Origin of the sequence: Microbispora amethystogenes (genome assembly GCF_016863015.1) — a bacterium.
In the GTDB taxonomy this organism is placed as follows: Bacteria; Actinomycetota; Actinomycetes; order Streptosporangiales; family Streptosporangiaceae; genus Microbispora; species Microbispora amethystogenes.
On the sequence record NZ_BOOB01000056.1, the window covers coordinates 1 to 22,665 of the forward strand.

General features: G+C 72.6%; 18 protein-coding genes. 8 read left to right on the forward strand and 10 right to left on the reverse strand.

Features of this window, described 5'->3' with window-relative positions:
• Positions 1-141 precede the first annotated feature (141 nt).
• The 3 genes from Mam01_RS31580 to Mam01_RS31590 form a co-directional block, all read right to left on the reverse strand.
• The gene (locus Mam01_RS31580) at positions 142-885 is read right to left on the reverse strand and encodes an SDR family NAD(P)-dependent oxidoreductase (protein WP_204288843.1); all 744 of its coding nucleotides are present in this window, start codon (positions 883-885) and stop codon (positions 142-144) included.
• Positions 882-1,805: an NAD(P)-dependent oxidoreductase gene (locus Mam01_RS31585; protein ID WP_204288844.1), complete on the reverse strand. Its 924-nt coding sequence runs from the start codon at positions 1,803-1,805 to the stop codon at positions 882-884. The genes Mam01_RS31580 and Mam01_RS31585 overlap by 4 nt, the downstream gene beginning before the upstream one ends.
• Before the next feature lie 186 nt (positions 1,806-1,991).
• Positions 1,992-2,201, reverse strand: coding sequence for a hypothetical protein (locus tag Mam01_RS31590; RefSeq protein WP_204288845.1), 210 nt, complete (start codon positions 2,199-2,201; stop codon positions 1,992-1,994).
• A gap of 232 nt (positions 2,202-2,433) precedes the next feature.
• Between Mam01_RS31590 and Mam01_RS31595 the strand changes: the two genes are divergently transcribed.
• Together Mam01_RS31595 and Mam01_RS31600 are read left to right on the forward strand one after the other, a co-directional pair.
• Positions 2,434-5,463 carry an FAD-binding and (Fe-S)-binding domain-containing protein gene (locus Mam01_RS31595; protein WP_204288846.1) on the forward strand — a complete coding sequence of 1,010 codons (3,030 nt, stop codon included), beginning with the start codon at positions 2,434-2,436 and terminating at the stop codon, positions 5,461-5,463.
• Positions 5,453-7,315, forward strand: a complete 1,863-nt coding sequence (locus tag Mam01_RS31600; protein WP_204288847.1) for a thiamine pyrophosphate-dependent enzyme — start codon at positions 5,453-5,455, stop codon at positions 7,313-7,315. Before Mam01_RS31595 ends, Mam01_RS31600 begins: the two co-directional genes overlap by 11 nt.
• A 15-nt stretch (positions 7,316-7,330) precedes the next feature.
• On the opposite strand, the gene Mam01_RS31605 is transcribed toward Mam01_RS31600, so the two are convergent.
• From Mam01_RS31605 to Mam01_RS31620, 4 genes are all read right to left on the reverse strand, one after another.
• Positions 7,331-8,374 carry a PP2C family protein-serine/threonine phosphatase gene (locus Mam01_RS31605; protein ID WP_239101766.1) on the reverse strand — a complete coding sequence of 348 codons (1,044 nt, stop codon included), beginning with the start codon at positions 8,372-8,374 and terminating at the stop codon, positions 7,331-7,333.
• A gap of 238 nt (positions 8,375-8,612) precedes the next feature.
• Positions 8,613-9,266: a potassium channel family protein gene (locus tag Mam01_RS31610; RefSeq protein ID WP_191910161.1), complete on the reverse strand. Its 654-nt coding sequence runs from the start codon at positions 9,264-9,266 to the stop codon at positions 8,613-8,615.
• A 1-nt stretch (position 9,267) separates the two neighbouring features.
• Entirely contained in the window at positions 9,268-10,617 is a 1,350-nt protein-coding gene (locus tag Mam01_RS31615) for a TrkH family potassium uptake protein (RefSeq protein ID WP_204288849.1), read from the reverse strand.
• Entirely contained in the window at positions 10,614-11,843 is a 1,230-nt protein-coding gene (locus Mam01_RS31620) for a cation:proton antiporter (RefSeq protein ID WP_204288850.1), read from the reverse strand. Before Mam01_RS31620 ends, Mam01_RS31615 begins: the two co-directional genes overlap by 4 nt.
• 459 nt (positions 11,844-12,302) lie before the next feature.
• Here Mam01_RS31620 and Mam01_RS31625 point away from each other — a divergent pair, with 459 nt between their 5' ends.
• From Mam01_RS31625 to Mam01_RS31645, 5 genes are all read left to right on the forward strand, one after another.
• Positions 12,303-13,754: an arabinofuranosidase catalytic domain-containing protein gene (locus tag Mam01_RS31625; RefSeq protein WP_204288851.1), complete on the forward strand. Its 1,452-nt coding sequence runs from the start codon at positions 12,303-12,305 to the stop codon at positions 13,752-13,754.
• 60 nt (positions 13,755-13,814) lie between these two features.
• Positions 13,815-15,191, forward strand: a complete 1,377-nt coding sequence (locus tag Mam01_RS31630) for a glycoside hydrolase family 43 protein (protein ID WP_239101767.1) — start codon at positions 13,815-13,817, stop codon at positions 15,189-15,191.
• A 57-nt stretch (positions 15,192-15,248) separates the two neighbouring features.
• Positions 15,249-15,587 carry a PadR family transcriptional regulator gene (locus Mam01_RS31635; protein ID WP_239101768.1) on the forward strand — a complete coding sequence of 113 codons (339 nt, stop codon included), beginning with the start codon at positions 15,249-15,251 and terminating at the stop codon, positions 15,585-15,587.
• The gene (locus tag Mam01_RS31640) at positions 15,584-16,708 is read left to right on the forward strand and encodes a hypothetical protein (RefSeq protein ID WP_204288852.1); all 1,125 of its coding nucleotides are present in this window, start codon (positions 15,584-15,586) and stop codon (positions 16,706-16,708) included. Before Mam01_RS31635 ends, Mam01_RS31640 begins: the two co-directional genes overlap by 4 nt.
• Before the next feature lie 200 nt (positions 16,709-16,908).
• Positions 16,909-18,222 carry a vanadium-dependent haloperoxidase gene (locus Mam01_RS31645; RefSeq protein WP_204288853.1) on the forward strand — a complete coding sequence of 438 codons (1,314 nt, stop codon included), beginning with the start codon at positions 16,909-16,911 and terminating at the stop codon, positions 18,220-18,222.
• A 15-nt stretch (positions 18,223-18,237) separates the two neighbouring features.
• Here the strand turns inward: Mam01_RS31645 and Mam01_RS31650 are convergent, their stop codons facing one another.
• Entirely contained in the window at positions 18,238-20,514 is a 2,277-nt protein-coding gene (locus Mam01_RS31650; protein ID WP_204288854.1) for an N-acetylmuramoyl-L-alanine amidase, read from the reverse strand.
• Between the two features lie 258 nt (positions 20,515-20,772).
• Positions 20,773-21,135 carry an ester cyclase gene (locus tag Mam01_RS31655; RefSeq protein ID WP_204288855.1) on the reverse strand — a complete coding sequence of 121 codons (363 nt, stop codon included), beginning with the start codon at positions 21,133-21,135 and terminating at the stop codon, positions 20,773-20,775.
• Positions 21,136-21,137: 2 nt separating this feature from the next.
• On the opposite strand from Mam01_RS31655, the gene Mam01_RS31660 reads away from it, so the two are divergent.
• A complete protein-coding gene (locus tag Mam01_RS31660; RefSeq protein WP_345530583.1) occupies positions 21,138-21,527 on the forward strand; it encodes an SbtR family transcriptional regulator in 390 nt (129 codons plus the stop codon).
• 34 nt (positions 21,528-21,561) lie between these two features.
• Here Mam01_RS31660 and Mam01_RS31665 read toward each other — a convergent pair whose 3' ends face one another.
• A complete protein-coding gene (locus Mam01_RS31665; RefSeq protein WP_204288857.1) occupies positions 21,562-22,665 on the reverse strand; it encodes an enolase C-terminal domain-like protein in 1,104 nt (367 codons plus the stop codon).

A 22,665-nucleotide genomic window follows, 5' to 3' on the forward strand; every position in this document is an offset into this window, starting at 1 on the left:
GGCCGTGCTCGTCTGGCCGTGCTCGCCTGGCCGTGCTCGTCTGGCCGTGCTCGCCTGGCACGCGTCCGCCTGAGAGCACGCGGTCGCCGGGATCGTCGCGGAGCTCCGGTCCCCGCTGCGGAGCGGGGGCGGGGGAGCGGGTCAGAGCCCGCCGGTGACCTCCAGGACGGCGCCGTTGACGTACGACGCGCGGTCCGACAGCAGCCAGCGGACCGCCTCGGCGATCTCCTCCGCCTTCCCGGGACGGCCCAGCGGCACCCGCGTCGCGACCCGCGCGGCCCGCCCCGGCTCTCCGGCCCTGGCGTGGATCGTCGTGTCGATCGTCCCCGGCGAGACGGCGTTGACCCGGATCCCCGCCGGGCCGAGCTCCCTGGCCAGGCCCACGGTCAGCGTCTCGGCCGCCGCCTTGGTCGCGGCGTAGGCGACGTACTCGTTCGGCGAACCGGTGCGGGCCGCGACCGAGGTGACGTTGACGATCACCCGGCCGGGCGTACCGCCCGACCAGCGGCGGGCCGCCTCCCGGCACAGCCGCGCCGGCGCGACGAGGTTCACCTCGACGACCCGTCGCAGATCGGCGTCGGTCAGTTCGGCGAAGGGGCCGAGCCTGCCGGTGACCCCGGCGTTGTTCACCAGGCCCGTCACCTCGCCGGCCGACTCGGCCAGGTCGAACAGCCGGGCCGGCGCGTCGTCGTCGGTCACGTCCAGGCGTACGCCCCGGACCAGGGCGCCGCCGCCGGCGAGGTCGTCCTCCAGCGCCTTGGCGTCGGCGTCGGAGCCGGAGTGCGTGAAGACGACTCCGTACCCGTCCGCGCACAGGAGTTCGACGATGCGGCGGCCGATGCCGCGGGTGCCGCCGGTGACGACGACGACCGGGCGAGAGGTCATGCACATGCTCCTTCTTCGAGTGATCCGCCTGTCTCCGGCGTTCCCTGGGTCGCCCGCGTCCTCGCCTCGATCGCGTGGACGACGGCCGCCATGTCGAGCCCACCGTGGCCCAGCCCGAGGGTCTCGCCGAACAGGGTGTGACAGACGTCCAGCAGCGGTGAGGCGATGCCGGCCTCCCGCGCCGCCTCGGCGATGAGACGGTTGTTCTTCAGCACGTCGGCGATGGCGGCCTGGGCGGCGAAGTCGCGCCCGGCCAGCTTCACCGCCTTGACCCGGGAGACGTCGCTCGCCATCTGGCCCGAGTTCAGCACGTCCACGAGCAGCTCAAGGTCCAGGCCCTGGCGCTCGCCGAAGTGCAGCGACTCGGCCAGGCCGGTGACCGTGGTGATCAGGAAGATGTTCACCGCGAGCTTCGTCAGCAGCGCTCTCGGCGCCGGGCCGCACACCACCGTCTTGCCGCACATCGGCGCCAGCAGCGGGCGGACCTCCGCCACCGTCTCGGGCCGCCCGGCCAGCATCGCCACCAGCCGCCCCTCCTCGGCGGGCACCCGGGAACCCGAGATCGGCGCCTCCGCGTAGCGGCCCCCGGCCGCGAGCACGTCGGCCTCCAGCCCGGCCGAGAAGCCGGGGGAGGTGGTGCCCATGTGGACCACCGTACGGCCCGCGACCAGCCCGGCGAAGCGCGGCGTGCCGCGCTCCAGAACGGCGTCGACGGCGGCTTCGTCGGCCAGCATGAGGAGCACCGTGGACGCCCGGCCGAACACGCCGGCCACGTCGTCGGCGACGACCGCGCCCGCGGCCCGCAGCGGCTCGCTCCTGGCGGGGGCGCGGTTCCACACCACCAGCGGCGTCCCCGCCCGGGCCAGGTTGAGCGCCATGGGCTGCCCCATGATCCCGAGCCCGACGAAGCCCACGTCCATCGTCCGCCTCCGCGCGCAGATGCCCGCGCCGACCGCCATGGCCGGCGCCGGAGACCGTTGTAGCGCGCCCCGGGGCCGTGGTCTTGAACGATTGTGCCGCCGGCCGATGCTCAGGCCACGCTGGTGGCCGTGGCTCGTGGTCCCAGGGCGGCCCATGGCCCTGCCGTCCGGTGCCGGTGCCGGTGGTCAGCGGGTCGCGGCGCGGTGGCCGCACCACCAGCCGAGCGCGTAGCCTGCGGCGAGCCCGGCCGCCGCGGCGATCGCCTTCGGCGACGACATCGCGGACTTCAACTGCTTCAGGCCGCCCTTCGGGTCGGCGACGGCGCCCGCGACGCTCCCGGCCGCCGACACCACCGTGTCGCCCAGGTTCTTGATGGCGGTGTTCAGGGATTCCATGGTCGGCTCCAGTCAGCGGTGCCCTTCTCGGTGTTCCCGGGGACCCGTGCCCGTGTGCCGGGATGCCCTTCCCGCCGTCCGCCCACGTAAACGGCGGGCCCACCCGCGCGCCCCGGCCTCCCGGCGGGTCACCGGGGTTCTTTTACTCCTCCCGGTGGTCCGCCTGACCCGCGACGGGAAGGGTGGCTCACTGAGACGGGCCGCCCGCGGGCGGCCGACGTGAGGAGCGGTCATGGCGCGTGCCGCACCGAAGACGACCTCGCACCGGGAGCCCACCCACGGCGCGGGGGCGAGGCGGCCCCGGCCGGGGGAGGCCAGGAACCCGCCGCAGCCGCCGTACGCCGGGGAACTGCGTGACCGGCTCGGCGAGGCCGTGGCGGGCGAGGTGCGGTTCGGCGGCGGCGACCGCGCGTTGTACGCCTACGACGCCTCCGTCTACCGGCAGGTGCCGATCGGCGTGGTGACCCCCAGGGACGAGGCGGACGTCGAGGCCGCGCTGGAGGTGTGCCGCCGGTTCGGCGCTCCGGTGCTCGCCCGCGGCTGCGGCACCTCCGTGACCGGGCAGACCGTCAACACGGCCGTGGTCTTCGACTTCACCCGGCACCTGGACCGGGTCGGCGAGATCTCCCCGGCACGTCGCACGGCCCGGGTGCAGCCCGGCGTGATCTGCGACCGGCTCAGGGACGCCGCCGCGCCGTACGGCCTCACCTTCGGCCCCGACCCCGCCACCCACGACCACGCGACGCTCGGCGGCATGATCGGCAACAACTCCTGCGGCACCCACTCGCTGGCGGCGGGCAAGACCGTCGACAACATCGAGGAACTGGAGGTCCTCACCTACGACGGCACCCGCATGCGGGTCGGCGCCACCGGCGACGACGAGCTGGAGTGCGTCATCGCGGCCGGCGGGCGGCGCGGCGCGATCTACGCCGGGCTCCGCCACATCCGCGACACCTACGCCGACGCGATCCGGCGGGGCCTGCCGGACATCCCGCGCCGGGTCTCCGGCTACAACCTCGACGCGCTGCTCCCGGAGAACGGCTTCCACGTCGCGCGGGCGCTCGTGGGCTCGGAGGGCACGCTGGCGCTGGTCCTCGGCGCGACCTGCCGGCTGGTCCGCCTGCCTCCCCGCCGGGCGCTCGTCGTGCTCGGCTACCCCGACATTCCCTCGTCGGGCGACGACGTGCCCTGGCTGCTGCGGTTCGGCCCCATCGGGCTGGAGTTCACCAGCGGGCACGTCGTCGCCAACCTGCACGCCAAGGGCTTCCGCCTGGGCGGGGAGTCCCTGCTGCCGCCGGGGCGGGCCTGGCTGCTCGCCGAGTTCGGCGGCGAGACCCAGGGCGAGGCGGACGCGCGGGCCGGGCGGCTGGTGCGCGCCGTACGGACCCGGCCGCACGGCCCGAGCTGCAGGTTCTACGACGACCCGGCGGAGGAGACCGCCGTGTGGGAGGTCCGGCGGCACTCCGCCGGCACCGCCCGGATGCCCGTCGGCCTGGGCGGCCACGGCGGCTGGCCCGGCTGGGAGGACGCCGCCGTCCATCCGGACGTTCTCGGGCCCTACCTGCGCGACTTCCTGCGCCTGCTCGACCGGCACGGCTACGACGCCGTGTTCTACGGCCACTGGGGGCAGGGCTGCGTGCACAGCAGGATCGACTGGGACCTGCGCAGCCTCCAAGGCGTCCGGGCCTTCCGGCGGTTCATGGAGGAGGCCGCCGACCTGGTCGTCTCGTACGGCGGGTCGTTGTCGGGGGAGCACGGCGACGGGCACGGCCGGGCCGAGCTGTGGCCGCGCATGTTCCCGCCCGAGCTGATGCGGGCCTTCGAGGAGTTCAAGCACGTCTGGGACCCCGACGGGCGGATGAACCCGCACAAGCTGATCGACCCGTACCCGCTGGACGCGCACCTGCGTGAGGGCCCGGCGTACCGGCCGGTGGAGCTGGAGACCGTCTTCCGCTACCCCCTCGACGGCGGCAGCTTCACCGAGGCGGCCGGGCGCTGCTTCGGCGTGGGCAAGTGCCGCCACCTGTCCGGCGGGGTGATGTGCCCGAGTTTCATGGTGACCCGGGAGGAGAGGCACTCCACGCGCGGCCGGGCCCGGCTGCTGCAGGAGATGGCCGAGAGCGCGGGCCCGGTCCGGGACCGCTGGCGCAGCGACGAGGTGCGCGAGGCGCTCGATCTCTGCCTGGCCTGCAAGGGGTGCCGGAGCGACTGCCCGGTGAAGGTCGACATGGCCACCTACAAGGCCGAGTTCCTGCACCACTACTACGCGCGGCGGCCCCGGCCCCGGCAGGCGTACGCGCTCGGGCTGATCGACCGGTGGGCGCGCCTCGCCTCGCGCGTCCCGCGCCTGGCCAACGCCGTCACGCACGCCCCGGTGCTGGGCCGGATGGCGAAGCTGGCCGCCGGAATCGCGCAGCGGCGCGACACTCCGCGCTTCGCGACCCGCACGTTCCGGCGGCTGATGACCGGCCATGTGCCGCGCAACCCCGGCGGGCCGCCCGTCCTGCTGTGGCCGGACACCTTCACCGAGCACTTCCAGCCGGAGGTGGGGGTCGCGGCCGTCGACGTGCTGGAGTCGGCGGGGTTCCGCGTGATCGTGCCGGACGGCCCCCTGTGCTGCGGGCGCCCGCTGTACGACTACGGGATGCTGACGCTCGCGCGGCGCTACCTGCGCCGGGTGCTGGACGCGGTCGGCCCGTACGTCGAGGCGGGAGTCCCGGTCGTCGGGCTGGAGCCGAGCTGCGTGGCCGTCTTCCGCGACGAGCTGCCCAACCTGCTGCCGGACGACCTCGGCGCGCGGCGGCTGAGCGCGGGCAGCCACACCCTGGCGGAGTTTCTGACCAGGTGCGCCCCGGACTGGCCCGTGCCCCGGCTGCGGCGCCGGGCGCTCGTCCAGGTGCACTGTCACCAGCACGCGGTGCTGGGGTTCGAGGCCGACCGCGCGCTGCTGCGCGAGATGGGGCTCGACCTGGAGATCCCGGACTCGGGATGCTGCGGCATGGCCGGCTCCTTCGGCTACGAGGCCGGGCGGCACCACGAGGTGTCGGCGGCGGCGGGGGAGCGGGTGCTGTTCCCGGCGGTGCGCGCCGCCGGCCGCCGGACGCTGGTCGTCGCGGACGGGTTCAGCTGTCGCGGCCAGATCGCCGCCGGGACCGGCCGCAGGCCCCTCCACCTGGCCCAGGTGCTCGCCCTCGCGATCCGCGAGGGGGAGCTCGGGCCCGTCGCTCCGCGACGCGCGAAGGGAGACGATCATGGGCGATGAGCTCACCGCGGCGGACGTCCTCGTCGACCGGCTGATCCAGTGGGGCGTGGACGTCGTCTTCGGGCTGCCCGGCGACGGCATCAACGGCTTCATGGACGCCCTCCACAATCGCCGGGACGACCTGCGGTACATCCACTGCCGCCACGAGGAGGTGGCGGCGATGGCGGCGGTCGGCTACGCCAAGTTCACCGGGCGGCTCGGCGTGTGCTTCGCGACCGCGGGGCCGGGCGCGGCCCACCTGCTCAACGGGCTGCTCGACGCGCGGACCGACCAGGCGCCCCTGCTGGCGATCAGCGGGATGACCTACCACGACCTGATCGGCACGAGCTATCTCCAGGACGTCAACACGGACTACATGCTCAACGACGTCGCGCTCTACAACCAGCGCATCATGGGGCCGGCCCACGTCGTCAACGTCACCGACTACGCCGTACGGACCGCGCTGACCCTGCGGGGACCGGCCCATCTCACGTTCCCGATCGACTTCCAGGCGGCGCCGGCGAGCTCCGGGAGCCGGTTCCGGCGCAACGTCGAGGGCCACACCTCCACGTCGTACCGGCCGCCGATCCGGGTGCCGCGCCGGCAGGACCTCGACGCGGCCGCGCGGGTGCTGTCGGGGCGGGCGCGGCCGGTCATCCTGGCGGGGGCGGGCGCCCGGGGGGCGGTGGACGAACTGGAGGCGGTCGCCGAGAAGCTCGGCGCGCCGATCGTCAAGGCCCAGCTCGGCAAGGACTGCGTGCCCGACGACAGCCTCTACACCACCGGGCCGATCGGCCTGGTCGGCAGCCGCCCGAGTGAGGAGGCCATGGAGGAGTGCGACGCGCTGCTGATCGTCGGGTCGACGATGCCGTACATCGAGTTCTATCCCGCGCCGGGGCAGGCCGTGTGCGTGCAGATCGACGACATGCCGGAACGGCTCGGTCTGCGTTACCCCGTGGACGTGCCGCTCGCCGGCGACGCGCGGGCCACTCTGTCTGAGCTTCTGCCGCTGCTGACCCGCAACGAGGACCGGGCGTTCCTGACCAGGGCCCAGCGGGGCATGCGCGAGTGGTGGCGGCTCATGGAGGAGCGGGCGACGCGGAGCGACCTGCCGATGAAGCCGCAGGTGCCCGCGTGGGCGCTGAACGCCGCGCTCGCGCCGGACGCCATCGTGTGCGGCGACTCGGGCACGGTCACGAGCTGGGCGGCCCGGCAGATCATGATCCGGCGGGGACAGATGTTCAGCTTCTCCGGGACGAACTGCTCCATGGCGGCCGGCCTGCCGTACGCGATCGGCGCGCAGGCCGCCTATCCCGGGCGGCAGGTCGTCGCCTTCACCGGCGACGGCTCGATGACGATGCAGCTCGGCGACTTCCTCACCGCGGTGCAGCACGACCTGCCCATCAAGATCGTGGTGGTGAAGAACAACACCCTCGGGCTGATCAAGTGGGAGCAGATGGTGTATCTCGGCAATCCCGAGTACGGTGTCAACCTCGCGCCCATCGACTTCGTGAAGTTCGCCGAGGCGTGCGGCGCCCGGGGAACGCGTGTCGTCGACCCGGCACACTGCGGCGACCAGATGCGCGAGGCGCTCTCCTGGGACGGACCGGTCATCGTCGAGTGCCTGGTCGACCAGCACGAGCCGCCGTTGCCGGCCAAGGTGAAGAGCCACCAGGTGGAGAAGCTGACCGAGGCGCTGCTCCAGGGCACCCCGAACCGCAACCGCATCGCCCTGCAGATGATCAAGGACATGCTGGACGAGTCGAGCTTCGCGGCCAGCCCGGCGCACGCCGTGCCGCGGAAGGTCGGCCAGGCCGCGGCCACGCTGGTCGGCAGACTGCGTGACCGCGCCAAGGGCGAGCACCCGGAATAGGGGGCGGACCGCCGGTCAGCCCGGATGGCGGCGCAGGAGCAGCATGGCCGCGTCGTCGGGGACCGGTCCGCCGACGTGGCGCAGCAGGTCGGCGCGCAGGTCGTCGAGGGCCGCCTGGGGGTCGTCGCCCCAGGCGAGGTGCGCCCGCTCAGCGAGGGGATAGAAGCGTCCCTCCCGGTCCCGCGCCTCGATCACGCCGTCGGTGTAGAAGAGGATCTGGTCGCCGTCGCCGAAGGGCAGCCGGTGCGGCTTGGGCCGCGGTGAGCCCAGCGCGCCGAGCCCGAGCGGGAGCGCCTCCTCCTGGGGTTCGGCGAAGCAGGCCGTGCCGTCGGCCCGCAGCACGAGCGGGGCCGGATGGCCGCAGTTGAGCAGCGAGATCTCCCCCTCGTGGACCTCGGCGAGGATCGCGGTGACGAACTTCTCGCCACTCAGGTGGCGGCCCAGGCTGGCCTCCACGCGCTCGGCCACCCCGGAGAGCTCGGGCTCGTCGTAGGCGGCCTCGCGGAAGGCGCCGAGCACCCACGCCGCGGTCTCGACCGCCTCGAGGCCCTTGCCCTGCACGTCGCCGATGAGGATCCGGACGCCCTCCGGGGTGGTGACCACCTCGTACAGATCGCCGCCGATCTGGGCCTCCGCCGCCGCCGAGGTGTAGGAGAGCGCCACCCGCAGGTCGCCGGCCCGCCGGGGGACCGGGCGCAGCAGCACTCTCTGGGCGGCCTCGGCGACCAGGCGGACGTTGGCCAGCTCCCGCTCCCGGCGATTCCGCAGCCGGCTGGCCAGCATGCTCGCGGCGGTGACACCGACGATCGCCGCGATCGTGAGGTTGTTCTGCGGCCGGCCGAACAGGCCGTCGTAGACGGAGAGGGGGAGGCAGATGGCGAGGGCCAGCGCTCCCACCAGGGCCGTGCGGCGGACGGCGCCGGCCACCGAGGCGAAGGTCGGCCCGAGGGTGAGCAGCGGCAGGAAGCCCAGACCGGGCCCGCTGATCAGGTCGACGACGACGACCAGGGAGATCGCGATGAACGGCAACGCACGCAGGACGCTCTGAGAACTGCTCATCGCGCCTCCCATGCCGGTCCCCGTACCACTACGAAACACCTTCCGTGATGGCTCTACCCCTTCCCGGCTCAGGATGCGGGCATTCCCGATCTTCCTGAGCGGATGACGACTTTTCGGGATCATCCCACCCAAGTGGCTATGTGGGACGTGCGATCACTATGAGTGATGACGTTACTCGGATTCGTGATGTCGCGGGTGGTAAAGGCGGACATTCGCGCCATCGGCCGCGCCACAGATCTCAGGGCAGCTCCGCGAACCGTTCGACCTTGTCCGTACGGCCGGACACGATGATCACATCGCCGTAGCCGAGCTCGGTCTCGGCGGTGGCGTAGGTGAACTCCTCGTCCGGCCGCTTGACGGCCACGACCGTCACGCCGTACTTGCGGCGCAGGCTGGACTCGCCGAGAGGGATGCCGACGTACTCCTTGGGCGGGAGGGTCTTGGCCAGCGCGAAGTTCTCGTCGACCTCCATGTAGTCGAGCATCCGCCCGCTGACCAGGTGGGCCACGCGCTCGCCCATGTCGTGCTCGGGAAAGACGACGTGCTGGACGCCGATCCGGCTGAGGATGCGGCCGTGCTGGCTGCTGACCGCCTTGGCCCAGATGTCGTCGATCTCCATCTCCACCAGCAGCGACGAGGTGAGGATGCTCGCCTCCAGGTCGCTGCCGATGGCGCAGACCGCGCGGTAGAAGTCCGGCAGCCCGAGCTGGCGCAGCGCCTCGGGGTCGGTGGCGTCGGCCCTGGCGATGTGGGTGATCTGGCCCGCGAGGCTCTGCACCACCTTGGGCCGGTGGTCGATGGCCAGCACCTCGGTGCCGCGCCGCACCAGCTCGAGGGCGAGCGAGGTGCCGAAACGGCCGAGACCGATCACCGCCACGGGGTCGTTTCTCATTTCAGCCAACGATGACGTCCTCCTCCGGTAGTTCATAGCGGCGGGTGCGTTCCTTGAGCGCCAGGGCGGAGCCCAGCGTGAGCGGGCCGATCCGGCCGACGAACATCAGCAGCGTGAGCAGCGTCTGCGCGGCGGGGGAGATGGCGGAGACGACGCCGACCGACAGCCCGGTCGTGCCGAAGGCGGAGACGACCTCGAAGAGCACCCTGTCCGGAGCGTGCGGCGTCAGCACCAGCAGGATGTAGGTGAAGAGAACGACCAGGCTCACGCTCAGCACGGTGAGCGAGACCGCCTGCCGCTGCGCGGCCTCGGTGAGGCGGCGGTGACTGATGTTCACCCGGCTCTCGCCGCGCAGCTCCGCCCAGACGATGAACGTGAGCAGGCCCAGGGTGGTGACCTTGATGCCGCCGGCGGTGCCCGCGCTGCCGCCGCCGACGAACATCAGCAGCTCGGTGACCAGCCAGCTGGAGGGGTGCATCTGCGCGATGTCGACGCTGTTGAAGCCGGCGCTACGCGGCATGACGGCCGTGAAGAAGGCCGTCAGCAGCTTGGCCTGCCCGTCCATGGGGCCGAGGGTGCGGGGGTTGGCCCACTCGGTGACGAGGAAGATCAGTGTGCCGCCGGCCAGCAGGACCGCGGTGACCGCGAGCGTGATGCGGGTCAGCAGCGACCAGCGCCCGGGGCGGCGCCAGGACCGGCGCAGTTCGAACACCACGGGATAACCGAGCCCGCCCACGATCACCGCCACCGCGACGGTCAGGCAGATCCACGGATCCGCGGCGAACCGGACGAGGCTGTCCGGCCACAGCGCGAAACCGGCGTTGTTGAACGCCGAGACCGCGTGGAACACGCCCAGGTAGAGGCCGCGCCCGGGGGACTCGCCGTACGTGAGGACGAACCTGAGCGTGAGGACGGCCGCGATCACGGCCTCGCAGGACAGGTTGAACATCACGACCTTGCCCACCACCCGGCGCAGGTCGCCTCCGTTGAGCACCCTGGTCTCCGCCTGGGCGGACAACCGGGCGCGCAGGCCCAGCCTGCGGGAGACCAGCAGGGTGAAGACGGTGGCGAGGGTCATGATGCCGAGGCCGCCCACCTGGATCAGGACGGCGATGACCACCTCGCCGAACGGCGACCAGTGCGCGGATGTGTCCACGACGGTCAGCCCGATCACGCACACGGCGGAGGTGGCGGTGAACAGGGCGGTGATCCAGTCGGAGGGCTCGCCCGAGGTCGTCGCGAGTGGACTGGACAGCAGGGCGGTCCCGAGGAGCACGGCCGCGCCGAACACGGTCGTGATCACCTGCGCCGGCTGGGTGAAGCGCCCCAGCATCGCCCAGAACAGCCTCATGCCGTCCGATCTCCGCGTACGCGTTCCCGCAGGCGGCGGGCGGCGCCGTACCAGCCGGGCACGTCGCGCTCGTCGTCGAACCAGCGGGCCACCAGGACGTCGGTGGAGGAGTGCAGCAGGATCGAGGCGACGATGGTGACCGCGACGAGCTGGAAGACCTGCTGGGCGGCGACGATGCCGGAGCCCAGCACGATCAGCCCGTAGACGACCGAGGCGAAGCCCTTGGGCCCGAACCAGGCCGCCGCGGCCTGCTCGCGCAGGCCGAGGCGGGAGCCGAGGAAGGAGACCCAGATGGCCACCGGCCGGGCCACCACCAGCGCCAGGACCGCGAACACCCAGCCCGTCCAGCCCACCGCGCCCAGCAGCGCCGGGGTGATCAGCGCGCCGAAGACCAGCAGCGCGGCCAGCTTGAACAGCTCGGCGATCAGCTCGCCGAAGTGCTCGAACGACTCGCGCTGCCGCTCGCCGAAGGTCGCCACCGTGATGCCCGCGCAGAACGCGGCGAGGAACAGGTTGCCGTGTGTGGCCTTGCCCAGCGCCAGCACCAGCAGGCCGATGGCCAGCGCGTTCAGCGGCTCGTACGCCGTGGAGGCGGAGAACCAGCGGGTGCGCTCCAGCGTGATCGCGAGCCAAGGGACGGCCACGCCGACGAGCACGCCCACGGCCAGCTCCAGGCCGAGCTCGCCGAGGTGCAGGTTGTCCGATCCGGCCGCGACGGCGAGGAACACCATCACGAACGGCAGCGCGAGCCCGTCGTTGACACCGGACTCGACGTTCAACAGCCGGCGCAGCCGGGGCGGCACCTTCTCGTTGCCGACCAGCGCGGCGGCGAAGACCGGGTCGGTGGGCGCGAGGATCGCGCCGACCAGCAGCGACTCGATCCAGCCCAGGCCGACCAGGTAGTGCGCGCCCACGGCGGTGATCAGCAACGTGAGCGGCAGGCCCCAGCCGAGCGCCCGGCCCGGGAGCTTCCACGCCTCGCGCAACTCCGTCCAGCCGACCCGCATGCCGTCGGTGAACAGCACCGCGAACAGGGCGAGCTCGGCCAGCGTGCCGACGATCTCGTCGTCGGGGGCGACCGAGACGAGGCCCAGGGCGCCGTCGCCCAGCACGAACCCGGCGACCAGGAACAGGGCCGCGGTGGACAGGATCGTACGGTTGGCCAGACTGGACAGCAGCACGGCCAGCAACAGGAGTCCGGCGAAGGCCGGCAGCAGTGCGCTCATGGACGGCCTCGCGGGTCGCGTCGGCCGGTCGTGCTCGCTACCACCCGGAAACCTCCCTGTCCGGAAACGACGGGACGTTGCCGACCAGACTTCTCGCACACCGCGGCTAACCGTAACAGCATTTATGTCGCGTAACGCATCAGGGGCGATGCCCTGCCGAGGCGGTCCGGCGACCGAACGCCCCCACTGTAAATTTCACCGTCCGCTTCCCGCCGGTGGCCCCGGCCCGGTGCTCGTACCGGCAGATGAGGCGGGTTCGCGGCGTCCCGGCGGACGGGGCGGCGCCGTACGGACCTTGACGGGTCCTCGCCGCCTCGTGTTTGCTCCGCTGCACCACCACCGTCCCGATCCGACTCAAGAACGGCCTGTCCTCCTCGAAGACTTGTTAGCGCTAACACTCAAGGCCCCCCTGTGTTAGCGCTAACAACCCTCCTCCTCGCAGCCCGTACGGGAGCGCTCATGAAGATTCCTCGTCTGCGGCTCTGGATCGCCGCCGGGGTCGCCGCCGTGATCGGCGGGACCGGTGCGCTGACCACGACCACCGCCCAGGCCGCCACCGGATGCCGGGTGGACTACTCGGTCAGCAGCCAGTGGTCCGGCGGCTTCGGCGCCAACGTGACCATCACCAACCTCGGTGACCCCGTCAACGGGTGGCGGCTCACGTGGTCGTTCCCCTCCGGGCAGACGATCAGCCAGCTCTGGAACGGCTCCTACACCCAGTCCGGCGCGCAGGTGACGGTGACCAACGCCTCCTACAACGGAAGCATCCCGACCGGCGGCAACACCAGCTTCGGCTTCAACGGCGCCTTCGGCGGCACCAACACGGCGCCGACGAGCTTCGCCCTCAACGGCACGACCTGCACCGGCTCGACGGGACCTTCCACCACGCCGTCGAGCACCCCGTCGAGCACCCCGTCGGCCAGTCCCTCCGCGAGCCCGTCGTCCACCCCGCAGGGGTCGTCCAAGCCCTGTGACATCTACGCGGCGGGCGGCACGCCGTGCGTGGCCGCGCACAGCACGACCCGCGCGCTCTACCGCGCCTACAACGGCAACCTGTACCAGGTCAGGCGGTCGTCCGACAACGCCACCCGGAACATCGGCGTGCTGAGCGCGGGCGGTGTCGCCAACGCCGCCGCCCAGGACTCGTTCTGCTCCGGCACCACCTGCGTCATCACCGTCGTGTACGACCAGTCCGGGCGGGGCAACGACGTCTGGTACCAGGGATCGGGCGGGGCCGGCGGCAGGGCCACCCCCGCGAAGGCGACGACCGAGTCGCTGACGGTCGGCGGGAGCAAGGCCTACTCGCTGTACATCAACCCCGGCAACAGCTACTGGCGCGACGGCCACACGACCGGCGTGCCGACCGGCAGCGCGCCCGAGGGCGTCTACATGGTGACCAGCGGCACCCACGTCAACAGCGGCTGCTGCTTCGACTACGGCAACAGCGAGACGACCCGGAGGGCCGACGGCGCCGGCGCCATGGACGCGATCTACTTCGGCACGAGCTGCTGGTTCGGCGGCTGCTCCGGCAGCGGTCCGTGGGTTCAGGCCGACCTCGAATACGGCCTCTACCCCGGTGGAAGCAGCTCCTGGAACCCGAACCAGCGGGCCTTCACCAGCAAGTTCGTCACCGCGACGCTGAAGAACAACGGCACGTCCCGGTTCGCGATCAAGGGTAGCAACGCCCAGTCCGGCAGCCTCTACACCCTCTACGACGGCTCGCTTCCCCCCGGCTACAGCCCGATGAGGAAGCAGGGCGCGATCATCCTCGGCAGCGGCGGCGACTGCTGCGCCACCAACACCAACCTCAGCGCGGGCACCTTCTACGAGGGGGCCATCGTCTCGGGCTACCCGTCCGACGCGACGGAGAACGCGGTCCAGGCCGACGTGGTCGCCGCCGGCTACCGCTGAGCCGCCCGTCCCGCCTCCCGCTCCGAGGATCCGTCCGCTGCGATCCAGAAAGGTACGTCCGTGACCCTGTCCCGGAGAGACTTCACCAAGGCGGCGCTCGGTTCCGCCGCGCTCGTCACCGCGGGCGCGGCGGGCTTCCCGCGGGAGGCGCGGGCGGCGACGTACGCCGCCTACGTCTTCGCGTACTTCACCGAGTCGCCGTCGGCCCAGGGCGCGGACTACGGCCTGCACCTGGCGGTCAGCCGGGACGGCCTGAACTGGACGCCGCTGAACCAGAACAACCCGGTCGTCACGCCGACGGCCGGCCAACTGGGGCTGCGCGACCCGCAGGTGTTCCGGAAGAACGACGGCACGCTCGTGGTGATCGCCACCGATCTCAAGGGCACCGACTGGAACTCGAACAGTCAGTATCTGCACGTCTGGGACTCGGTGAACCTGACGAACTTCACCGGATACCGCCGGGTGCGGATGCAGACCACCAACGACCACACCTGGGCGCCGACGGTCTTCTGGGACGCCTCGCGCGGGCAGTACGGCATCGTCTACTCCGCGGCCGAGATTCTCAGGGTGAACTACACGACGGACTTCGTGAACGTCGGCGCCGCCCAGACCTTCTTCAGCCCGGGCTTCGGCGTGCTCGACGGCGACATCGTCGTGGATGGTGGAACCACCTATCTCTACTACAAGAACCTCGGCGACGGCCGTCTCTACGGGGCGCGGTCGTCCACGGGCGCCCCCAACAGCTTCACCACCTACACCAGCGGCCTGATCCAGGGGAGCGGCATCGAGGCGCCGCTGCTGCACCGGACCAACGAGGGCGGGTGGCGGCTGTGGGGCGACTCGTACAGTCCCGTCAACAACGACTACTACGCCTGGGGGTCGGCCAACGTCGGCGCCAACTCCTGGACCCCGCTGAACCAGCGTGACTACACCCCGCCGCTGAACTCCAAGCACGGCTCGATCGCCCAGATCACCGACGCCGAGTACAACGCCCTGGTCAGCCGGTGGGGGACACCCGGCTGGGTGCGGCTGAAGTCCTCCAACTTCCCCGACCGGTTCGTACGGCACCAGAACAACGTCGCGCGCATCGACGCCTATCCCTTCGATCCGTACCGCGACCAGATGTGGCGGATGGTCTCCGGCCTCGCCGACTCGGCCGGCGTGTCGTTCGAGTCGGTGAACTACCCCGGCAGCTACCTGCGGCACTACAACTACGAGCTACGGCTCGCCGCCAACGACAACACCACGACGTTCCGCGCCGACGCCACCTTCTACCGCACCGCCGGCCTGGCCGACTCGGCGTGGACGTCGTTCCGCTCCTACAACTACCCCGACCGCTACATCAGGCACTACGACTACCTGCTCCGCATCGACCCGCTGAGCGCGTCCTCCAGTTCCGTGGACCGCCAGGACGCCACCTTCCGCATCACGTCCTGACAACTCAGCTATGCCGTCCGGCCTTGAATATCATGTCTCTCGATATATGATGAGGGCATGACACCACGGCCGATCACCGAACCCGCCTTTCTCGTCCTCACCGCACTGGTCGACGAGCCGCGGCACGGCTACGGCATCGCGCAGGAGGTGGAGCGGCTCTCCGGAGGGCGCGTCCAGCTCAAGATCGGCACTCTGTACGGCGTGCTCGACCGGCTCGCGGCCGACGCCCTGGTGGAGCCCGACCGGGAGGAGGTGCGGCAGGGACGGCTGCGCCGCTACTACCGGCTGACCGATGAGGGGGCGCGGGCGCTGGAGGAGGAGGCCGTCCGGCTGGCGGACAACGCCCACCGCGCCGTCGAGCGGCTCCGCCTCCGGCAGGCGGGAGGCCTGGCATGAGCGTGCTGGAGGAACGCTACCGGCGGGTGCTCCGGCTGCTGCCCGCGTCCTACCGGGCGCGGCGCGAGGAGGAGATGGTCTCCGCCTTCCTCGACGGCGCCCGCCGCGCGGAGACGGACCTCGACGACCAGCGCGTACGGTGGGCGGAGATCGCCGGCGTGGCCGCGCTCGCGCTGCGGGTGCGGCTCGGCGGCCCCGGCTCGCCGCCGGGGGAGTACGCCACGGGAGAGGCGGTCCGAGGGGCCGCGATCCTCGGCCTGGTCTTCTGGACGATGCTCGGCGCGCTGTTCGCCGCGCAGACGGTGCTCACGTACGGCGTCGTCGCCGGCGTGCTCCCCGACGGCCTCATGGGCATCGGCGACCCCGGCTCGCCCGAGCGGCTGCGTCAGGTGCTGTCCGGTCTCGCGCCGCTGTTGTGGGCCGCGAGCCTCGGAGCGCTCGTCCGCGGCCGGGCGGGCACGGCCAAGGCGTCGGCCTGGGCGGCCCTGGTCCTGCCGTACGCGCTGGACCCCGGGGCGGCCGGCGGACCCGGCTGGATCGCAGGGCTCCTGACGGCGCTGCCGGCCCTGGTGACGGCGCTGGCGCTGACGGCCGGGTTCCACCGTGACGCGCCGCCGCCGCGCCTGCCCGGTGCGACGGCCGCGCGTGTCGTCGCCGTCCCGGTCGCGGCGGGCGTGCTGCTCGCCCTGGCCGTCGGTGCGCTCGGCGCGGCGGCGAGAGCCGGAGGCGAACCGGGCCCGCTCATGCTGCAGCCGTGGCTGTGGCTGGACCCGGCGGGCCTCGCCTGCGTCTCGCTGCTCGCGGTGACGGCGTGGCTGGTCCTGCGCCGGCCCGCGCTCCGGGCTTCCGCCACCCCGGCCCCGGCCTCCGCGCCGCCGGTCGTGGCCTCCGGCTCCGTCGCCCCCGCGGCGGCGATCCTGACCGTGCCCACCGTGGTGGCCCGGGCGGCCACGCTGCACCCGGGCGCGGAGGGGTACCTCTCCGGCCTGATCACCCTCGTCGGAGCCCTGCAACTGGCCCTGCTCCTGGCGTGCGGGGTCACGCTCGTCGCGCTCACCGTACGGACGCCGGGCGCGGCCGCGCGGGACGACCTCACCGGCACCCGCGAGCAGCCGGGCTGACCGGACCGGATGAACAGGGCCGGACGAACTGGGCCGGACAAAAACAGGGGGCCGGATAAACAGAGCAGCCATACTCACCCTGCTCGCCGGACCGGGAAGACGTATATCTCTGACGACCTGCTATTCCGGCTGGATCGATATGCGCTTTCCGGAAATGTCAACCACTGTAACGCCTATTGTCGGCATAGTAGCCTGCGCTCATGTTCCGCCCATTCGCCGCATGCCGGGCGGCCGCTCCGCGACCCATGGTCGTCTGGGCGGCCGTCGCCGGGGTCATCGCCGCCGGGTCGCCGATCGCGCTCGGCTCGTCCTCGGCGTACGCCGGGGAGTCGGGTTCGTCCGCCGACGCCGTCATCGTCTGGGACCGTAACGCCCAGACCGCGATCTGGGACGTCGCCGGTCAGCAGCCGCAGGTCCAGGCACGCAGCTTCGCCATGGTGCACGGGGCGGTCTACGACGCGGTGAACGCGATCGCCGGCGCTCCCTACCAGCCGTACCTGGTCGCACCGGCCGCCGACGGCACGGAGTCGACGGACGCGGCCGTCGCGGCCGCGAGTTACCAGGTGCTGCGAGCGCTGTTTCCCGACCAGCAGGCGAGGTTGAAAGCCCAGTACGACGAGTCGCTGGGCGCGATACCCGACGGCACCGCGAAACAGCGGGGAACAACCGTGGGAGCCAAGGCCGCCGACGCGATGATCGCGGCGCGGCGGGACGACGGGGCGTTCGGCGACCAGACCTGGCCCGTGGGCACCCGCCCCGGTCAGTGGCGGCCGGCGCCGCCCGCGTACGCCTCGGACGGGGCATGGGTCGGTCACCTCAAGCCGTTCCTCATCCCCAGCGCGTCCATGTTCCGCACGTCCGGCCCGCCGGCGCTCACCGGCCGCCGGTACGCCCGGGACCTCAACGAGGTCAAGACGATCGGCTCGGCGACCAGCACGGTCCGTACGGCCGACCAGACGCAGGCCGCGATCTGGTGGCACGACCGGCATCTGGCCGAATGGGAGATCAAGCGTCAGCTCGCCACGCGGCAGCGCCTGAACGCCCTCCAGGCGGCGCGGATGTTCGCGATGGTCGACCTGGCCGAGACCGATGCCACGATCGCCTGCTACAACGAGAAGGCGGCGTGGAACTTCTGGCGCCCGGTCACCGCGATCCGGCTGGCCGACACGGACGGCAACCCGGAGACGGCCGCCGACCCCGCCTGGACGCCGTTGCTCGTCACGCCGCCGCACCCCGACTACACGTCCGGGCACACCTGCTTCACCGCGGCGAGCATGTCGGCGTTGCGGCACTTCTTCGGCCGGGACGACATCCCCTTCAGCGGTTACAGCGCCGACTCGGGCACCACCCGGTATTTCCGCGGCTTCTCCCACGCGCTCGCCGAGGTCGTCGAGGCCCGCGTCTGGGGGGGCATCCACACCCGCACGGCGGACGTGCAGGGCGCGAAGATCGGCGCGCGGGTCACCGCCTACATGGTCGCGCACTACTTCACCCCGAGGCCGAGAAGCCGGTAGAGCCTCGGTCCCCGCCTACCTGTGGTGACGGTGGCTGTGGCGGTGGGGGTGCCGGTGCGACCGCACGGGAGACCGGACGGGGGCGGTGGCCGCCGAGGTGGCGACGCCGCTCTCGTAGCCGGGGGCCGAGGCCGTCACCCGTACGGACAGCCGTGCCCCGCGGTCGCGGCCCGTGACGTGGTAGGCCCGCCCCGTCGCGCCCCTGATCTTCGCGCCGTCGCGCAGCCACTGGTAGCGGATCCTCTTCGGCGAGGGCGTCCACGTGCCGGGAGAGGCCGTCAGCCGCCGGCCGATCCACGGATCGCCGCGCACCACCGGGGGCGCGGTGCTGACCAGCGCGGACGGCCGCGCGTCGTGCAGGTCCACGTCGGCCGCCCGGACGAACACCTGCCGGTGGGCGTACCAGAGCTGGTAGTACCGGTCCTGGCCCCTGACGTCGGTGCGGTCGCCCGGGGCCGACCCGTCGAACGACGTCGCCCGGTAGTAGTCCGTCACCACGTCGTCGTCGCTCACCGCGTACGTCTGCCCGGCCGGGATCGTGTACTCCAGCGCCGAGACCGCCTGCGCGGGGACGTCGGTCCCGGTGTAGGCCGCCGCCTCCGGATAGGCGCGGCCGTAGACGGCGGCCGGGCCGGTCGCGCCTGCCTTCACGGTGACCGTCTTCGCCGCCGCCGGGAGCACGACGGGCCGGTCGGCGGGGTTGCGCAGCCAGGCGAGCGAGCCCGCCCACCACACGCCCAGCCAGTCGCCCCGCACCTCCGCGACGACGAGCCTGTGCCCCGAGACGACGCGGGCGCTGACGTCGCTCACGTACGTCGTGCCGGCCTCGCCGGTCGGCTTCCAGCCGGGGTCGGCGGCGAGCGGGGCGTCCTCCGACGGCGCCTGGCGGAGCGGCAGGAAGTTCGTGCCCGATCCCGGGACGCACTCCGGCGAGGGCGGCGACGCCGCGGCGCAGCCGGTGACCGGCTGCGCGTTGTCCTGGTACCCGGTGCGGACCTCCACGACGTCACCGGCGGAGACCTGCGTCGTGGCCGCGCGGCCGCCGCCGATCGGCGCGCCGAGAAGCTCGAAGTAGTGATCCCAGTCCCAGTAGGGCCCCGGGTCCCAGTGCATCGTCTTGGTCGTGCCCGCGACGGTGCCCGGCACCTGGTCGTGGCCGATGACGTGCGCCCGGTCGAGCGGGATGCCGTACGTCGCCGCGAGGTGCTTCACCAGCGTCGCCGAGGTCTGGTACGCCGACTCGGTGTACCAGGTCGCGTCGCCGGCGAAGCCCTCATGCTCCACGCCGATGGAGTGCATGTTGACGTACCAGTTGCCGGCGTGCCAGCCCACGTCCTTCGGGTCGAGGTGCTGGGCGACGTGGCCGTCGGTCGAGCGGATCGTGTAGTTCCACGCGAGATACGCCGGGTCCTGCACGAGCCGTACGGAAGGGTCGTAGTAGCCCTCGGTGTCGTGGATGACGATGTAGTCCAGCTTGGGCCCACCCGGCCCGGTCCGATCGGCGATGTCGTGGTTGCCGTACTTCGTGGTGTTGTCCGGGTCGGTGGGCGTGAGCTTGGCGTACGGCGCGGGGATCGCCTCGCAGCCGAGATCCTCCGGACAGCCGGTTCCGGGAGCGGCGGCGGTCCCGGCCTGTGGGAGCGGGACCGACTCGTCGGCGGGGAGCGTCACAGTCTGGCCGTCGGCCGTGACCCGGCTCTCGCCGCCGCGCAGGGTCTGGTAGACCTGCCGGACGAAGTCGTGCCCGGCGCCGAAGCGCCCGACGGCGTCGCGCCAGGCGGCCAGTTCGCCGCCGTCGCCGCCGCTCCGGAGGCCCTCCCGCCGCGGGTTCTCGCGCTGGTAGGCGGCGAGCAGCGCCGCGCCGCCGCACACCCCGGCGTTCGGCACGCGCCTGAGGGCGTCGGCCGTCAGGCCGGTCAGTTCGGCCGCCCGGGTGAGCTGGCTCTTCGCCTCGGCCACGCGCCCCTTGTCCGCGTCGGTGCCCAGGCCGGGCGTGCGGTCGCTCAGGTCGAAGACGCCGTACCCGCCGTCCGCGCTGGGCCGGCCCTGGTGGTCGTCCCACCGGGAGAGCATGTAGGAGACGGCCTTGAGCAACGGCTCCGGCACGCCGGTGTCGCGCGCCGCCGCGGCGAAGGCGGCCTCCCGGGTGGGCGCGGACAGCGTCGCCGCGCAGGAGACCGGTGACCCGGCCTGTGACACGGGCGCCGGGGCGGGCATGGTCGCGGCGGCGGGAGCGGCGGGCAGCAGCAGCGCCGCGACGGCCAGGGCCGCGCTGCGGGTCGCGCGTCTCACGTGGCGGGCCTCTTCCTGCTGGGGTTCCTGCTGGGCGGTCCAGGAGCCGGTTCGGGGCCGGACCGGGGTGAAGCACATCCCGGACGGGCGCGGCGTGCCACCGGGTTGGCACGATCTCGCCAAGATCGTAACCGAGTCCGGACGCGCCGAGTCAGGAAATATCCCTTTTCGTGCTTCCGCAGAAGCGGGCAACGCCTTGATCCGCCACTCGGCATGGCGGGGCTGATCTACCGGAGGAGCTGGTGCGGCCGCGGGGCCTCAGTGGCGTGGATCCGGACCCTCGGTGACGCCCCAGGTCTCCGCGAGCCGGCCGTTGCCGATGCGGAAGATCTCGATGAGCACGGGCCGGACGTCGCTCCCCGGGGCCGCCATCCCCTCGACGGACGAGCGGATCGCCACCTTGTCGCCGTCGATCAGGATGTCGTCCGTGACGACGCGCATCGCCGGGAACCGGGCGACGAGCTGGGCCCAGGCCTCCCTGCCCGCTTCGAACCCGGTGGCGCCGAGCGGGTGGTTGAGGAAGTCGGGGGTGAACAGATCGGCGGCCTGGTCGAACTGCCGGGTGTTGAAGCACTCCTGCATCCGCAGCACCAGGGCGCCGGCTTCCTCGCGTGTGGTCATCGATGGGTCCTCCTCGTTCGCGGCGCGGCCTGCCTCATGGTGAAGCGACCCGATCCCATAAGCGGGGCGTCGCCCTCTTCACGCTGCTGTCCCGGATGATGGCCTCGGGCGCGGAGAACGCCGCGGTGAAGAGCGCGCTCGCGGCCGCCGGGTTCGACCTGCGCGACGCCGCTCCGGACACCGCTGCCGACCTCACGCACCAGGTCGCGCTCCTGCTCGCCCGCGCCTGCCGCGCCGGCGTCGTACGCCACGACGTGACGGTCGGCGAGGTGATGGCGATCGTCGCCGGCGCCTTCGCCGCGATCCGGCACGCCGACGCGGACACCAGCCGCGAACGCTCCGCGCACATCGCCCAGATCATCCTCGACGGACTTCGGCCCCGCCCCCGATAGCCCCGGCGGGAGGTGCTCGTCTACATCACCACTGTCAGACGACGCGCCAGGGGGCGGCGGCCTCCTCCTCGAACGTGAGCCCGTTGCCGGGGGCGGCGCGGCCGACCGGCGCCTCGCCGCCCACCGGCGACACCGCCCCGTCGAACAGCATGCTCTCGATCCGCACGTGGTCGTGGAACCACTCCAGGTGCCGCAGGTTCGGCACCGCCGCCGCGACCGCCAGGTGCTGGTGCGGGGCGCAGTGCCCGGAGACCTCCAGCCCGTGCGCGGCGGCGACGGCCGCCGCGCGGAGGAACTCGCTGATCCCGCCGCACCGGGTGACGTCGATCTGCAGGCAGTCCACGTACGGCGCCATGCGGCCGAAGTAGACGAGGTCGTAGCCGTACTCCCCGGCGGCCACGTCGGCCCGCACGAGATCGCGGACGAGCCCGAGGCCCGGCAGGTCGTCGGAGGAGACCGGCTCCTCGAACCACCGCACGCCGAGATCGGCGGCCCGGTCCAGCAGCCGTACGGCCTGCTTGCGGGTGTAGGCGCCGTTGGCGTCGACGAACAACTCGGCGTCGTCGCCGATGGTCCGCCGGGCGGCGGCCATGCGTTCCAGGTCCCGCCCGGCGCACCGCCCCCACGACTCTCCGATCTTGATTTTGACGCGGGGGATGCCCAGCTCGTGGGCCCAGTGGGCGAGCTGCCGGTGCTGCCGTTCCGCGTCATAGGTGGTGAAGCCGCCGCTGCCGTACACCGGGACGGCGGCGCGGGCCCCGCCGAGCAGCCGGGCGAGCGGCAGCCCGTGCCGGCGCGCCTTGAGGTCCCACAGCGCGTTGTCGGCCGCCGACAGCGCCAGCCCGGCGATCCCGGGCCGTCCCGCGTTGCGGATCGCGCGGGCCATCGCGGTCCACGCGGCCGGCACGTCGTCCGGGTCGAGATCGGCGACGGTGGGGGCCAGTGTGTCCGTCACCACCGACGCGGTGGCGGCGGGGCCGTAGGTCCAGCCGAGCCCGCGCACGCCGCCGGCCTCCGCGTGGACGACCACGATCGTCGTGCTCGTCCACGCGAGCGTCCCGTCGGCCTCGGGGAAGTCGGCCGGGATCGTGTACGCCCGCGCGCCGAGCCCCAGAGGCGCCCCGGGCCCGGTCGTCAC

Excerpts from the sequence above, each read along its gene's own strand:
- Mam01_RS31635 (WP_239101768.1), top strand. The coding sequence starts at position 15,249 with ATGACACCACGGCCGATCACCGAACCCGCCTTTCTCGTCCTCACCGCA.
- Mam01_RS31580 (WP_204288843.1), bottom strand. The coding sequence starts at position 885 with ATGACCTCTCGCCCGGTCGTCGTCGTCACCGGCGGCACCCGCGGCATC.
- Mam01_RS31595 (WP_204288846.1), top strand. The coding sequence starts at position 2,434 with ATGGCGCGTGCCGCACCGAAGACGACCTCGCACCGGGAGCCCACCCAC.
- Mam01_RS31645 (WP_204288853.1), top strand. The coding sequence starts at position 16,909 with ATGTTCCGCCCATTCGCCGCATGCCGGGCGGCCGCTCCGCGACCCATG.
- Mam01_RS31625 (WP_204288851.1), top strand. The coding sequence starts at position 12,303 with ATGAAGATTCCTCGTCTGCGGCTCTGGATCGCCGCCGGGGTCGCCGCC.
- Mam01_RS31615 (WP_204288849.1), bottom strand. The coding sequence starts at position 10,617 with ATGAGGCTGTTCTGGGCGATGCTGGGGCGCTTCACCCAGCCGGCGCAG.
- Mam01_RS31620 (WP_204288850.1), bottom strand. The coding sequence starts at position 11,843 with ATGAGCGCACTGCTGCCGGCCTTCGCCGGACTCCTGTTGCTGGCCGTG.
- Mam01_RS31660 (WP_345530583.1), top strand. The coding sequence starts at position 21,138 with ATGGGTCCTCCTCGTTCGCGGCGCGGCCTGCCTCATGGTGAAGCGACC.
- Mam01_RS31600 (WP_204288847.1), top strand. The coding sequence starts at position 5,453 with ATGGGCGATGAGCTCACCGCGGCGGACGTCCTCGTCGACCGGCTGATC.
- Mam01_RS31640 (WP_204288852.1), top strand. The coding sequence starts at position 15,584 with ATGAGCGTGCTGGAGGAACGCTACCGGCGGGTGCTCCGGCTGCTGCCC.
- Mam01_RS31655 (WP_204288855.1), bottom strand. The coding sequence starts at position 21,135 with ATGACCACACGCGAGGAAGCCGGCGCCCTGGTGCTGCGGATGCAGGAG.
- Mam01_RS31585 (WP_204288844.1), bottom strand. The coding sequence starts at position 1,805 with ATGGACGTGGGCTTCGTCGGGCTCGGGATCATGGGGCAGCCCATGGCG.
- Mam01_RS31605 (WP_239101766.1), bottom strand. The coding sequence starts at position 8,374 with ATGAGCAGTTCTCAGAGCGTCCTGCGTGCGTTGCCGTTCATCGCGATC.
- Mam01_RS31590 (WP_204288845.1), bottom strand. The coding sequence starts at position 2,201 with ATGGAATCCCTGAACACCGCCATCAAGAACCTGGGCGACACGGTGGTG.
- Mam01_RS31610 (WP_191910161.1), bottom strand. The coding sequence starts at position 9,266 with ATGAGAAACGACCCCGTGGCGGTGATCGGTCTCGGCCGTTTCGGCACC.